This window comes from Streptomyces sp. NPDC046712 (genome assembly GCF_040645695.1).
GTDB lineage: Bacteria > Actinomycetota > Actinomycetes > Streptomycetales > Streptomycetaceae > Streptomyces.
Genome location: NZ_JBEYYW010000012.1, coordinates 94,961 through 108,638, shown reverse-complemented (window position 1 = coordinate 108,638; position 13,678 = coordinate 94,961). Strand labels below are relative to the sequence as shown.

Sequence of the window (13,678 nt, the reverse complement as noted above, 5' to 3'; positions counted from 1 at the left end):
GTCACGCCTCCCTGCCCTTGGGCTCGGCCAGGCGGGCCGTGAGCTGGGCGTCGACCGCTCGACGTACGGTCTCGACGCGAGCCGCGAGTTCCGGTGGTAGGCCGGCAGCGGTGCGGCCCGCCGCGTCCACCGCCGCGATGGCCGCCTCCAGTTCCCCGAAGGTGAGGCGGCACTCGGCAAGGCGCAGTCGAATCAGGGCGCGATCGGCCCGCTCGGCCGGGCCGTCCCCGTGCGTGAGGTCGTTGTCGACGGCCCGGTAGAGGCGGGCCGCGGCGCCGAAGTTGCCGGATAGGCGGAATCCGTCCGCGGCCCCCTGCCACACGCGACGCACCAGAGGGCGCCGCTCGCCCCACTCCTCGCGGACGCGCTCCGTCAGGCCGGACAGCCGGTCGGTCGCGTCGCCCGGCTCACCGGACGCGATCTCTGACTCGGCCTGCGCGCAGAGCTGTTCCACCACACGGGCGTCCAGCCACTCGTCGGCCGGCGGGGAAGCGACAGGCGGCGTGAGATGTACCGGGCGCGGACGAACAGCCCGGTCCTGCGGCCGACGCAGGGGGGCGGTGGGGTCGGGGTGGGTGCGGGGCCGGGGTTCGGGATCGCCGACTGCCGGGGCGTACGGGGCGAGGAGCGCCAGGACCTCGTCGACGGCCGGGCGCTGCTCGGGCTTCTTGGCGAGCATCCGCAGCACCAGATCGTCGATCGGCTCCGGGATGCCCGCGGCGTACGCGCTCGGTGGCAGCGGCACCTCGTTGAGGTGCTTGTCGGTCAGGCCGGACTCCGCGCCGAGCGGGAACGGGGGCCGCCCGGTGAGGAGTTCGTAGAAGATGCAGCCGAAGCAGTAGACATCCGTACGCGTGGTGGGCTCACGCTCCAGGAGCTGCTCCGGCGCCAGATAGCCGCGGGTACCGAGCGTCGAGCCGTGGGCCGTGTACCGGGTGGCGTCGGCGTGCAGCGGCTTGGCGATGCCGAAGTCGATGAGGACGGCCCAGCCCTCTTCGTCGACCATGATGTTCGCGGGCTTGAGGTCCCGGTGGACGACCGGGAGCGTGTGCGCGCACACCAACGCCTCTGCCACCTGGACGGCGACAGCGACCGCCGTGGCCAGCGGCAGGGGACTGTGCTCGTCAAGGAACGTCCGCAGGCTCACGCCACTCACCAGGCGCATGGCGATGTAGGGGACGCCCCGGTGCGATCCGCTTCCGTGCAGTTCGGTGATGCCCGGGTGGTCGAGCGTTCCCAGGAGGTTGGCCTCTCGCCGGAACCGGGCGTTCCTGACGGTGAGTTCGACCTCACGCTCGTACGGGTCGAGGCAGTACAGGGCCTCGGAGTCGTGGCGCAGGAACTTCACCGCCACCTCCCGCCCCCCAGACACGTCCCGGGCCCGCCAGACCTGGGCCATCCCGCCCTTGCCCAGCGAGTCCTTCAACTCGTAGCGCCCGTCGACCAGATCACCCACGCCGGGCTTGTACGTATCCGCGTCCACCACCGTGCCCCTTCGCACCACTGCGCATCAGACCAACCAGGGTAGCGTGAAAGATTCTAGACACGAACCGTCCGTGGACTCAGTTCACAATCCTGTGCCATGCTCAGGTTGTGCCCGGAAGTCCTCGGACTCCCGTCGCTCCGGGCACCCTTCTGCCCATACCGCCTGCCACGGGGGTCACCATGCAGAACCCATCCGGCGTCGCCGGCCACGACTGGTTGATCAGGGCGAGCCCCCGGACGGCCCGTCCCGACGACGCGGCCTGCCCCACCCACCGGCGCACCGCGATGCGGCCCCTGCTCGTCGCCGACCCGGCCGTGCCCTACTCGCGGCCGCCCCGCGAGGAGTTCGGGTTCGGCCCGCTCTTCACCGCCCTCGACCTTGTGGAACACAACGGGTGGCCTGTGGAGCGGGTACGCGAGGAACTCCGAGCCACCCGCGGTCCCTTCCGGGGCTGGGGCGCCCCGGTCCACCCCGCCCACCTGGCCTGGACCGCCCATGCCCTGGAGGGCTACGTGGCCGCCCGTACCCGCGAACAGGCAGCCGCCGTCGGGGCCGGGCTGCCCGAAACCAAGCCGGTGAAGCAGCCGTGGACGTGGCGCACTTCCCGCACGGACGCTCCCGACGCGCGGGGCGCCCGGCAGTACGAGCACACCGTCTGGGGCCGCATGTACGCCTCCGCCGACGGAAGGGTGCGCGATCTGTGGCTGCCCTCCATGGGCCGGGCCAAGACCGACCGTACCGATGCGGAACTCGGAGCGGTGGCAAAGGTGATGGCTTTTGGCGCGCCCACGCCTCGGCGCAAGCGAGGCGCCCAGCCTCCGCTCACCGAGACCGACAGCACCTGCTTGCCCGATCTGGTCCGCGTCTTCGACGTCGGGTGCGCCGACGGGTCCGTGGAGGAGCTACTCTCCGCAGGCACCGCCGAGGCGAGTCAACGGTTCCGGGACGACGCCGCGCCCGCCTTCGTCACGGCTGCCACCGAACTCGGCGTGCGGCCCGGGGAGAGCTGTGTCGACTGCAAGGCCATCGCCGGCTGCACGGATCTGAAGCGCACCCCGCGGCTGTGGGGTGGACGCCCTCCCGCTCTCGCACGCCCGCGCCGCTCCGTCTCTGTCTGGGACCTGCGGCTGTACGCCGAGTGCCCCGCCCAGTACCACCTGGTGCGACGACTCCATCTCAACGACCTCTCGGCCGAGGACCGGGGGGCACAGCGCGGCAGAGCCGTCGACGCCTGGCTCGACGCGGAGCACGCCGAACGCCCGGTGCGCGGCTGCCGGGACCGGGAGATTCCCGGGCCGACGGCGGTACGGGCCAGGGCCGGACTCGACGACACCTCCGCACGCGAGGCCGCCGGGATGCTCGCGGAACACCGGCTGCTGTGCCCGCTCAACGGACTTGATGCCGACGAGCAGGTGCTCGTTCAGCATCGAGTCACGGCTTACGTGCCCGAACTCGACATCGTCGTCCTCGCCGTTCCCGACCTGGTGTACACCCATCGCGGCCGGTGGATCTGGCGCGAGACCAAGACGTCGGCCCGCCCGCTGTGGGAACGCGACTCCCTGCTGCACACCTATCCCCAACTCGCCCTCGGCATCCTGCTGTTCCACGCGGGCGCGCTCGGCGATGACCCGCGCCGCTCCTGGGTCGAACTGGAGCATCTGCGTGATGTCCGCGGGGAGAGCCGACTCGAACGCATCGATCCCGGCCGCGCCGAGACCGTCGACGAGGCCCGGGCCGTCATCGCCGGACTCACCCAGCCGCTCCTGGACGACACCGCCTACGAGCCGAGGACCGGACGCCACTGCCACGGCTGTCAGGCGCGGACCTGGTGCCGGCCCGGCACCGCCTACGTCACCGGCCATCCGCGCCCGTCGAGCCCCGACCCGCAGACCCCGCCGCGAGGAGACGCCCCGCCCCATGCCTGACCAGCAGCTCGTACCGGACTGGCTGTCCAACCCCGATGTCGTCCTCCTGCGGGACGTGGCCACCGCCGTCCTGCACCTGGCGGCCGTCGACCACCTCGACTCCTTCACCCTGCCCTACCCGGCAGGCACGCAGCGGGCTCTGGACGCCCTGGTGCTCCAGTGCCTGCGCAACGGCGCCAAGCCTCCGGCCGGGGTGCCCGAGATGATGCGCTGGGCCCGCGCCCGCCCCTTGGGCAGCTGGCCCCTCGACCGGCTGCCCTCCGACCTGTTCGACACCGCAGACCGGCTGATCGACGAGGATTCCGGAGAGCCCTCGCAGCTCTGCCACGAGCTCGCCGTGCGGGGCTACGGCGACAGCACCGGACGGCAGTACGACCGCCTGGTGATCCACGAGGCCCTGCGCGCCTGCCGGGCCATGTCGTCACCCGAGTCGTACACGGCCTTCCGGCGCCTCCTGGTGAATCAGCCCGTCCTCACCGAGGCAGACTGGGCCGAGGTGAGCACAGACCTCTTCCTCGACCCCGTGCGCTTCCTCGTCGAGGAGATCTACGCCCCCGTCCCCCTCGGGTTCCGCCGGGACGGCGCGTACCTGTGCTGTCACCGCTGCCTGACGCTGCTCCATCCGGTTTCCGACACCGAGTGGTGGTGCGAGCGCGACCAGTGCCGGCACCAGGGCCCACCACCGCAGGGCCGGCAACTCGTCGCGTCCGAGGTGGGCGAGCTGCGTCAGCTGCGGAAACCCCTGCGGCAGTTCGTCACCGGGCCCGGACGCGCCGAGGTCTTCCTGGAGGGCGAGCTGCGCGCCTTGGGCCTCACCGTCGAGATGTGGCCCGGCTTCGACGCGTACGACCTTCGTATCACCTTCCCCGACGGCCATGTGTGGGCCGTCGACGTCAAGGACTGGGCACACCCCGCCTTCCTCGGACGAGCCGCCACCGCCGTCCGCCCCGAGCCCCCGTACGACGAAGCCTGTTGGGTGGTGCCCGCGTTCCGGGTGCGCGCCCGCCGCGACTACCTGGCCACCTACGCCAAGGAGCGGGGCGCGGGGGCGGCCGGTCTGCGGCTGCTGACGGACGACCAGCTGAAACGGGCCGCGCGGCTGCGGCTGTCCGGCGAACACGGGCCGGACGCGTCCATCGCACCCCCGCACACCATGCCCCCGCACACCGTGCCTTTGGCCAGAGAGCAAGGCGGGGCAGGCACGGCGTCGTCCCGGTCCGGAAAAGAGACGGCGGCGACCGACGGCGCCGGAAGGAAGGGAGCGGACCATGCGTGACCGCAGCAGCTGGTACGAGCCGGTTGTCACCGCACTGAAGCCCTGGCCCGAAGAACACGCCGGGACCCGGCCCGCTCTGCTCTGCCAGGTCGAGCTCGCCCTGCGGCTGATGGAGAACGTGGCGCCCGGTCACGCCGCCGACGGGGCGTGGACGCTCCTGGGCGGCTACGGCCTCGCCTTCGCGCGGGCCTCGAAGCTCCCCACCGGCACCACCGAACAGGTCGCGCTGGCCGCGGCCCGGCACCTGCTCTGGCCCATGCGTCGCGGCCGGATGTGGCGGCAGAGCCTGGTCGCCTACCTGGAACTGCCCGAACGGCTGCGCGCGTACCGTGTCCCGGCGGCCGGAGAACCCGCCCACCGGGTCCCCCTTAAGGTGGCGGCCGACCGCTTCACCACCTACGACGACGCACTCGCGAACCTACCCGGCTTCGCCACGAAGGCGCTTCCCCCGGCGGAGGCGGGCGAACACCGCTTCATGGACCGCCGTCACCGGCGCACTTCCGTCACCGTCCCCGCCGATCTCGTACGGGACCCCTTCCCCGGCCACCCCCTCACCGCCGAACACCCGGCCACCGCGGGCCCCCTCGACGTTCCGCTCGACGAACTCGCCGACGTGGCACGGTGGATGGACGCGGAGGAGCGGCGACGCGGGCTCAAGGCGGGGAACTGGGAGCAGCGTCTCGCCCAACTCGAGCTCGACACCCGCACCCCGGACGGGACCGTCTTCGAGGCGGCGTCCGCACTGCCGCTCGACCGACTCACCCACCTCGTCGGCATGGTCGGCGCCGGCAAGTCGACCTTGATGACCCTGCTCGCCGTCTGGGCGCACGACCATGGGCTGCGCATCACACTCGTCGTCGGTGACGTGGCCGAACAGCTGACGCTGACCGAGCTGTTCCGCACGCTCGGCCTGAGCGCGGCCCTGGTGCAGGGGGGCACGACGCGGCCCCAGCACACCCAGCGGCTGCACCGCAGACTCGCCGCACGTGGAGAACACTCCCTGCTGGCCCACACCGGTCCCGTCTTCGTCCACCTGAGCACCGCCTGCCCACTGGACGCCCTGCGCGCACTCGACACGTCCGAGCCCCTGCGCTACACCGACGCGCCTTGTGGTGCCCTTCACCCCGCCCGGCGCCAGGAGACCGCCGAGGAGCCCCCGGCCGAGCGCGCGGTACGCGAACTCGAACGAGCCCGGGGCGCCGTCGGCACGGAGGGCTCCCCGGACGACACCGACACCAACCAGGAGGAGCTGGGCAGCCCGCACGCCTGCCCGCTGTGGAGCGTCTGCCCCCGGCACTCCGCCGCGCGCGACCTCGTGGACGCGCTGATCTGGGTGGCCAACCCGGCCAGTCTCGTCCAGACTTCTGTTCCGCGTCAGCTCAACGCCGAGCGCCTGCGCTATCTGGAGCTGGCCTGTCTGCGCAGCGACATCGTCGTCGTCGACGAGGCCGACCGCGTACAGATGCAGCTCGACCAGATGTTCGCCCCGTCGGCCACGCTCGTCACCACCGGTGTCTCCGACTCCTGGCTCGACCAGCTGCAGACCCACGAGATCGCCGAACTCGCCCGGCAGGGACGACTGCAGCTCTCCGACCAGGACGTGGAAAGGTGGTCCGCCGCCCTGGACATCGTCGGTTCCGCCGCGGACCGGCTGTACGCCATGCTCATCGACGACGGAAGCCTCCGGGACTGGGTGCAGATCGACTACTTCAGTGCGTGGACCCTCCAGGAGAAGCTGCTGCACGCCTGGTACCCGCTGACGCGAGGCCGGGCCGGCGGGCGGCCGGACAGCGCGAGCGAAGGGGACATCGAGGACGAGAGCGCGCTTTACGAGGACGAGGAAGGACTCGGGGCCGAGGGCGACTCCCCCGTCTCCGAGGCTCCCTGGGCGCAGCGACGCACGGAGATCACCGGGTTCTTCGACACGTTCCGCGACGATCCGCTCGGCGGACGCGGCCCCTACGGAACCCCCGCCGACGAGCTCACCGCCCTCACCCACGACGTCCTGCACACCCTCGACGAGAAACAGACACGACGCCGTGTTCGCGCGTTCCTTGACTTTCTCCTCGTCGGAGCGCCAGGCCCGGAACAGCGCCCCGGGTCCGCCGCCGGGCGAGGCAGGAAGCCCGCCCCCGAGGACGTACCGCTCACCGAGGAGTGGCGGGAACTCAACGCGCGTCGGCTGGAGTTCACCCTCGTCCTCGCCGCCCTGCACCAGCGTCTGGACCGGGTGACGTTCCTGTGGCCGCAGGTGGAGGCGGCGCTGCGGCTGGACTCCGCGGCCCACGAGCTGACCCGCCGCCCGCCGCTCGACTACGCGCCGCTGCTGCCCGAAGCGCCCATGGGCAACGTCCTGGGCTTCCAGTACCTGGTGGACGAGCGGGCCGCGGCCCGCGACAAGGACGGACACCGCACCGGCACCCTGCGCTTCTTCCGCTGCGCGGGCGTGGGCCGGGAACTGCTCCTGGGACTTCCCCAGCTCGGCGCCGACCCCGGCCTCGGCAAGGCGGGCCCGCATGTGCTGCTGATGTCGGGCACCAGTTGGGCCGGCACCTCCACCCGGGCCCATGTCCTCGCCCCCGTCCGTGCCGTACTGAAACCGCAGCGCAAGGCTCTCGACGCCATCCGGGAGACCGTGTTCCGCACCGAGTTCCTCTACGACGCCGCAGGGCAGCCGATCCGGCTCTCCGGCCAGGATCCCGACCAGCGTGAGGACGTCCTGCGGCTGATGATCGACCGGCTCGCCCGGTCCCGGAGCGACGGCAACTCCTCTCCCCTCCAGAGCGAACTCGCCCGCATCCCCGACCAGCGCCGCAAGCGCGCCCTGCTCCTGGTGGGCAGTTATGCGGAAGCCAAGGTGGCCGCCACCGCCCTGAACGAGATCCCGCGCTGGCGCGGCCGGGTACGCGTCCTGGCTGCCGACGACGCCGAACTGGAGGCCGCCGTCGACGGGACGGCGCCGGCGGGGAGCCAGGCACTGGGCACGGGATCGGGGTCGGGTGCAGGAGCGGTCCGGCGTGGGGACCTCGCGTCCTTCGCCGACGACCCGGACGCGGAACTGCTCGTGGCGCCCCTCCTCGCCGTGGAGCGAGGACACAACATCCTGACCACCCCCCAACGGCCCGGCGAGGAGAAGGTGGCGGCGTTCGGGACGGTGTTCTTCCTGGTCCGCCCGCACCCCCGCCCCGACGACCTCTCCCTGGCGGTCTTCGCCATCAACGACTGGGCGACACGGTTCGTACGCGGTCAGCTGAAGCTGCCGGAGGAAGGGACGTTCAGCGACATGGTCACCCAGGCCGGGGACCTGGACGCGGCGGGCAGCGCTTTCAGGACCACCGCACGCGGCGTGTGGCGACACGTGCTGTCACGGCCCTACATCTACTCCTCGCTCTCCGACGACGAGAAGAAGTCCTTCGTCTGGGACCAGCTCGTCACCATCTGGCAGGTCATCGGGCGCCTCGTCCGCGGGGGCGTACCCGCCCGCGTCGTGTTCGTCGACGCGGCCTTCGCACCACGACTCGCCGCGGCGCAGGCCCCCTTCACCGGCCAGGGCCGGCGAACACGCCGCGCGGGCGACCCGGGGCTGCTCGTCCGGCTGCGGGACGTCCTGGCGCCGTACTTCGCCCGGACCGACACCGATTGCGACACCGCCGGGTACGGCGCGCGCAGCGACCCCGCCGACGCCGCACTCGTCAAGCTGCTCTACCGCCCGCTGTACGAAGCACTGTGCGCCATGGGGACGTCACCCGGCCCGCGGTCGGGCGCCTGAAGCACGCCGATCACCGCCCTGGGCAGCGCTCTTGGCGGGCAACCGCACCCGCGCACGTACGGACATCGCAGGGAGAACCGACATGTACAAGAACATCCGCCGATCCGCGTACCACCTGGCCGAGGAGGGCACCCCCTGGATTGAGGACTTCCGCGCGCTCCCCTTCCCCGAACACTGGCATGCCGGACTCCTCGACCTGCACAACCACGGGCGGGACGAGGAGAAGCGACAGCCGACGCTGCCCACCCGCCGACTCGACGGCGTGCTCCAGACGCTCGCCCCCGACGTGATCGTCCGCCCCCGGCCGCGGATCCCCGTGGAACCGGGGCCGCAGGGCGCCGAGGACTTCTGGATGTACGTACCGGCCTCGGCGCCCGACCCCCTCCCGGGCCGTTCCCTGCGGCAGCTCCTCGACGCCTGGCTGCGTACCCTCGGTCCCAAGGACTCCGCACAGGATCCGCGGTTCCGCGCACTGCTGCTCGCGAGCAGCGCCGAGCTGAAGCAGAACCTGCCCGGGTGGCAGCCGGTCACCGGCCTCGAACTCCTCACCACCCCGATCACCCGGGGCGGCACCGCCGCCCCGGAACCGCGCCAGTTCCAGCTCGCCACCGACGCCCTGGCACGACGCATCCTGACCCTCGATCCCTTCCCGTTCGAGGGCGGGGAGCTGCGGTTCCGGGCGCTGCCCCGCGGGCCTCGCGACCAGGGCGCGGAACTCATGTCGCAGCCCCTGTGCCGGACCGTCAAACGCAAGGAGTGGTGGTTCTCCGTCCTCCTGAACATCTCCCTGCACACCACACCGTTCGACCCCAGGCCGCGTGTCCACCTGCACTGGGGGGTGCGCCGCTGGGCGACCCACCCCCGGACCACCACCAAACGCCTCAACCTGCCCTACCGGGAGGCCACCACCGTCTATCTGCGGCCCACCATCCCCTGGCTGCCCGGCGCACCGGCCACCGAACGCTACGCACTGGCCCGTCTGCGCCGCGACCGGGCCGCCGACACGTTCGTCTGGTCGGAGAACGACACGGCCGGCATCCTGCGCGGACTCAGCCTCGCCGGCAACTTCCCCGACCCCGAACAACTCCTTACCGAACCGGTCTCCTGGATCGGCGAGGGCCGCGGCGTCCGCGCCGCCGTGGTCCACAGCACCAGGATGGGCCAACACGAGATCGGCCCCGGCTTCATGCCCAACCAGCGGGCTCAGCTCACGGAATGGGCCGAGCAGGCCCTCCCTGAAGCACTGGTCCGGGTACCCGACCTCGCGCGCGGGCGCGGCAAGGGCATCGGCGCTCCGCAGAACCGGCGGCCCAAGCCCAGGACCGACGAGGCCAAGAAGGAGGAGCTGCTGCGCGAGACCCAGGCACGGCGCGTGGCGCTTGCGGCACAGGCCCGGATCGCCTCCCACGGCCCGGAACAGGCCGGCCCGCCCGTGGTGGAGGCCCGGCTGCTGTGGCAGTCGCCCGAGGTGCGCGGCGAGGCGGTGGAGCAGTTCGCCAAGGCCCTGGGCCTCGACGGCGACGGCGACGCCAGTGCCGCCCACATCACGGAGCGGGACTTCGACGAGGCCACGCCCGGAGCGCCGGTCGTCCTGGAGTGGCGGACGGCGGAGATCACCCTCCGGCTGCGCTGTCTGCCCCTCGCCGAGGGACTGGGCGACCGGCTCGTGCCCGACCCGGCGGTCAAGCGCAGAGGTGCGGCACTCGCGGCGGCCGTTGCCGATCGGCGCCGTGCCCTGCGCGCCTGGCTCCGCGCGGACGGGGTGGACCCCTCCCGCCCCGAACTCGCCCTCGTGGAAATCGCACACCGCAGCACGTTCCGCCCGGCGTCGACCGACCCCAAGTTCGCAATCCGCCTCGGGTGCGCCGACGCGGGCCTGCTGACGCAGTTCGTCGTCACCCCGTCCACCGACCGGCAGATCGACAACGCGGACAGCCTCGACCACCGCGCACACAGCTCATGGCTCGACGGACTGCGTCAGCTCGGTGTCCGCGTACTGCCCCAGCACACCCTCGGTGACGATCTTCCCGACGCGCTGCAGTACGCGGCGGTGTGGATGGTGAAGCGTCGCAAGGACGGCCCGACCCGGTTGCCCAAGCACCTGCCTGTGGCGGTCCTCGTCACCCCGCTCCCGGCCGGGCACGGCCTCGCGGCCGTACGCGGCTGGGATGACACCGCAGGGGAATGGGTGCCCTACCCGCAGTTCCTCCTCGGTCTGGTGAAACAGGCTGAGATCAACCCCGAGGCGTTCACGGAACCCGAGACTCCAGGCGAGGATGCGCGTCCCGATGCCCCTTGGGTCACCGGCAAGCAGTGGCGCAGCAACCTCGCCCAGCAGCGCAAGGAGACGGCGGCATTCCTCCAGCGCGTGCTGCACTCCCTCCGTGGACAGCCCACCGCGCTGCTCACCCACGCTCAGAACAGCCGACTGCACTGGCCCTGGCTCCAGGACGGCCTGATCGAACGCGACCTGATCAAGACCGGCCACGCCCCGGCAGGCCGGCTGGACGACGAACTCCGCCTCGTACGCGTGCGCGGGTGCGGCGGCCGCGAGAGCGCCCAGTGGTGGGGCCTGGCCGAACCAGGCAAGTCCCACGGGCAGCCGGCCGGTTTCTGGGCGCAGAATCCTCAGCAGCGGCACGGGGACGGGGCTTCGCCGGGCGAGCGGGTTTTTTACAGCACCACCGAACGCCCCGGAACCCATGCGATCTCCCCCGCACTCGACCGCCTCGCCACCCGGGTCAACGCGGCAGGCAACCTCACCTCGCAGGCGGGCACCAGCGCCTGGAACCCAACCCTGGTGGAGATCACGGTCCTGGGCTGCCACGAGGACGACGGCTCGGCAGCCCCCGTACGGGAAAAGCCCGACGACCCCGAGGCGCTGGCCCTCGCCATGCACCAGCTCCGCCAGGCCCCGGACTACGCCGCCGCCCTGTCCCTCCCCCTCCCCCTCCACCTCGCGGGGCTGGCCCAGGCATATGTCCTGCCGACACTCGCCGACAGCGACCGGACTCCGGGCGAGGAGGCGGACACACCTGCGGGAAACCAAAGCATGGAGGACCCGGACCTCGCCGACGCGGCCGGACTGTCCACGACGCCGGACGACGAGGCCGATACTGCCCACGTCTGAGGACGAAATCGAAGCATGCGCACTGGTGCCTGAGGTCGTGTGTCCTGAGAGACCAATGACAGCTGCTGTGAGTTCCTGGCAGCCGCGTTCGCCGGCCTCCACGATCCCGACGGCGGGCTATCGCAAGCACGTAGTCGGCCGCACCGCCGCCCTCAGCAGCGATCTCGAGGTCAGGCGTCCATTAACGTGCCCTTGGCAGCGCCTCCGGTGGTGGGACGTCCCATGCCACCAAGCCCGCCGTCCTGGGGAGAATCTGGGGAGTATGGGCGGTCCTGGGGAGCGCGTGGGGAGAATCGACCGCGTAACGCAGCAGAATCCTGAAAGACGCTGAAAGAGTCATCCGCGCAGGTCAGGGGCAGACGCAGCCCCATCGATGCAGGTCAGCGCCACCAGGTGGACAACTTCATGACGTACGTACCGAGATCGTCGGCCTCGACGATCCCGGGGAGCGAACCGCCTTCACGCAGGGGCGTGACATAGCGGGTCGCTACGACCTCTTCCAACACTTTCCCAGGCCACCCATCTCTTCAGCCTTACAATCCACGGACGACTTCTCCGGGGCGTAGAGGCAGGAGTCACCGGTCAACGGCGCTGGGGAGAATCTGGGAGTTTCGGCCGGCGAGCCGGTCTCCCCACTCCCCAAGCAGACCGTCGATGGTGCCGCGCCCCTTGCTGCCGGCTTCCGGCATGAAGTGAGCATAGTAACCGAGGGTGATCGCCGGCGAGGAGTGTCCGACCCACCGAGCCAGGGTCACGACGGACTCTCCGGCCTCCAACATGATCGAGGCGTAGGTGTGCCGAAGCACGTGGAAACCGCCCTTCGGGGCCGCCGCCCACTGCCAGGCGCTCCACCTCTACCGACGGGAACGCCACCTCGCCCTGGCGGAGTCCGCACCCCCGGGCCGACTACGACGGCGATCCTGTTCCGCTCGCTGATGGCATCGCGGACTCGCAGTGCCGTACCCACCGGCCACGCGTCGCGCCGCTGACGTGGCGACTTGGGCCACCGCACAGATTTCGCGTGCATAGGATTGCGCGCAGGGTCGACCGTGGAGCCTGAGTCTGGAGGACCGGATCCTGCTGGTAACGGCCTACTGGCGCACGAAACTTGACGCTGCCGCAGCTCGCCCTGCTGTTCGGGGTGTCGAAGTCGGCCGCTAACCGCATCATCGGCCGCCTCGGACCGTCGCTTGCGGTTCAGCCCCGTCAGCGGCTCCGTAAGGACGCCGTGCTGATCGTCGACGGCGCACTAGTGCCCACGCGGGATCATACGGTTGCCGAGCAGTCGAAGAACTACCGGTACTCGACCAACCACCAGGTCGCCATCGACGCCGACTCCCGACTCGTCGTGAACGCGGCCAGACCGAACTGCCGGCTTGGAAAGAGGAGCACAACACCTCTCACCGCAAGGTCCGGGCCCGCGTCGAGCACGTCTTCGCGGGGATGAAGGCATGGAAGATCCTTCGTGACTGCCGTCTGAAAGGCGACGGCGTTCACACCGCCATGCTCGGCATCGCCCGGCTGGCACAACCTCGTCCTCGCGAGGTAGCGCCCGCCCCATACGAGACCAGAGAGGCCCAAGGAAGGTGGCTGCCCACCTCGCCGGCTCGGAGAATGTTCAGTCGATACAGAACTCGTTGCCCTCGATGTCCAGCATCGGGATGCACGACTCGTTTTCCTCATCGGCGTACAACGTCTGTACGTGGGTCGCACCGAGCGCGACCAGTCGTGCGCACTCGGCTTCGAGCGTGGCGAGGCGCTCGTCCCCCACGAGCCCAGTGCCGACCCGGACGTCGAGATGCACCCGATTCTTAACCATCTTTCCTTCGGGGACGCGCTGGAAGTACAGGCGCGGGCCCACGCCCGAGGGATCGCTGCAGGCGAACCATGATCCCTGCTTCTCAGGAGGCAGGGTGCGGTTGAAATCGTCCCAGGTGGTGAACCCCTCCGGTGGCGGCGGCATGACGTACCCCAACACTTCACACCAGAAGCGAGCGAGGCGCTCAGGTTCTGCGCAGTCAAAGGTGACTTGGAACTTCTTGATCGCTGACATCGGCGCACCGTACCGCGTGCCAGGAGGACCCTGCCGCTC

The 13,678-nt window shown here is 71.0% G+C and carries 8 protein-coding genes and 1 pseudogene; 5 read left to right on the top strand and 4 right to left on the bottom strand.

Translation table 11 applies throughout. From position 1 onward, the window contains the following. Nucleotide 1 precedes the first annotated feature (1 nt). A complete protein-coding gene (locus tag ABZ939_RS17950) occupies nucleotides 2-1,483 on the bottom strand; it encodes a protein kinase (RefSeq protein WP_361855429.1) in 1,482 nt (493 codons plus the stop codon). Between the two features lie 182 nt (nucleotides 1,484-1,665). On the opposite strand from ABZ939_RS17950, the gene ABZ939_RS17945 reads away from it, so the two are divergent. The 4 genes from ABZ939_RS17945 to ABZ939_RS17930 all read left to right on the top strand — a co-directional run bounded on the left by ABZ939_RS17945 (nucleotide 1,666) and on the right by ABZ939_RS17930 (nucleotide 11,586). Continuing rightward, entirely contained in the window at nucleotides 1,666-3,411 is a 1,746-nt protein-coding gene (locus tag ABZ939_RS17945) for a PD-(D/E)XK nuclease family protein (protein WP_361855426.1), read from the top strand. Further along, a complete protein-coding gene (locus ABZ939_RS17940; RefSeq protein ID WP_361855424.1) occupies nucleotides 3,404-4,687 on the top strand; it encodes a hypothetical protein in 1,284 nt (427 codons plus the stop codon). The genes ABZ939_RS17945 and ABZ939_RS17940 overlap by 8 nt, the downstream gene beginning before the upstream one ends. Next, on the top strand, nucleotides 4,680-8,456 hold the full coding sequence (locus ABZ939_RS17935) for a hypothetical protein (RefSeq protein ID WP_361855421.1): 3,777 nt from the start codon (nucleotides 4,680-4,682) through the stop codon (nucleotides 8,454-8,456). Before ABZ939_RS17940 ends, ABZ939_RS17935 begins: the two co-directional genes overlap by 8 nt. Before the next feature lie 82 nt (nucleotides 8,457-8,538). Next, the gene (locus ABZ939_RS17930) at nucleotides 8,539-11,586 is read left to right on the top strand and encodes a DUF3962 domain-containing protein (RefSeq protein ID WP_361855418.1); all 3,048 of its coding nucleotides are present in this window, start codon (nucleotides 8,539-8,541) and stop codon (nucleotides 11,584-11,586) included. A 380-nt stretch (nucleotides 11,587-11,966) separates the two neighbouring features. Here ABZ939_RS17930 and ABZ939_RS17925 read toward each other — a convergent pair whose 3' ends face one another. After that, nucleotides 11,967-12,089 (bottom strand): hypothetical protein, encoded by a 123-nt coding sequence (locus ABZ939_RS17925; protein WP_263973268.1) that lies wholly within the window; start codon nucleotides 12,087-12,089, stop codon nucleotides 11,967-11,969. A 72-nt stretch (nucleotides 12,090-12,161) separates the two neighbouring features. Next, the gene (locus ABZ939_RS17920; RefSeq protein WP_361855415.1) at nucleotides 12,162-12,365 is read right to left on the bottom strand and encodes an integrase; all 204 of its coding nucleotides are present in this window, start codon (nucleotides 12,363-12,365) and stop codon (nucleotides 12,162-12,164) included. Nucleotides 12,366-12,624: 259 nt separating this feature from the next. Here ABZ939_RS17920 and ABZ939_RS17915 point away from each other — a divergent pair. Then, nucleotides 12,625-13,135 (top strand): annotated as a pseudogene (locus ABZ939_RS17915) (transposase family protein); the annotation flags it as partial. A 69-nt stretch (nucleotides 13,136-13,204) separates the two neighbouring features. On the opposite strand, the gene ABZ939_RS17910 reads toward ABZ939_RS17915, so the two are convergent. Beyond that, entirely contained in the window at nucleotides 13,205-13,639 is a 435-nt protein-coding gene (locus ABZ939_RS17910; RefSeq protein WP_361855413.1) for a VOC family protein, read from the bottom strand. Nucleotides 13,640-13,678 lie beyond the last annotated feature (39 nt).

Excerpts from the sequence above, each read along its gene's own strand:
- ABZ939_RS17935 (WP_361855421.1), top strand. The coding sequence starts at position 4,680 with ATGCGTGACCGCAGCAGCTGGTACGAGCCGGTTGTCACCGCACTGAAG.
- ABZ939_RS17945 (WP_361855426.1), top strand. The coding sequence starts at position 1,666 with ATGCAGAACCCATCCGGCGTCGCCGGCCACGACTGGTTGATCAGGGCG.
- ABZ939_RS17910 (WP_361855413.1), bottom strand. The coding sequence starts at position 13,639 with ATGTCAGCGATCAAGAAGTTCCAAGTCACCTTTGACTGCGCAGAACCT.
- ABZ939_RS17920 (WP_361855415.1), bottom strand. The coding sequence starts at position 12,365 with ATGTTGGAGGCCGGAGAGTCCGTCGTGACCCTGGCTCGGTGGGTCGGA.
- ABZ939_RS17940 (WP_361855424.1), top strand. The coding sequence starts at position 3,404 with ATGCCTGACCAGCAGCTCGTACCGGACTGGCTGTCCAACCCCGATGTC.
- ABZ939_RS17930 (WP_361855418.1), top strand. The coding sequence starts at position 8,539 with ATGTACAAGAACATCCGCCGATCCGCGTACCACCTGGCCGAGGAGGGC.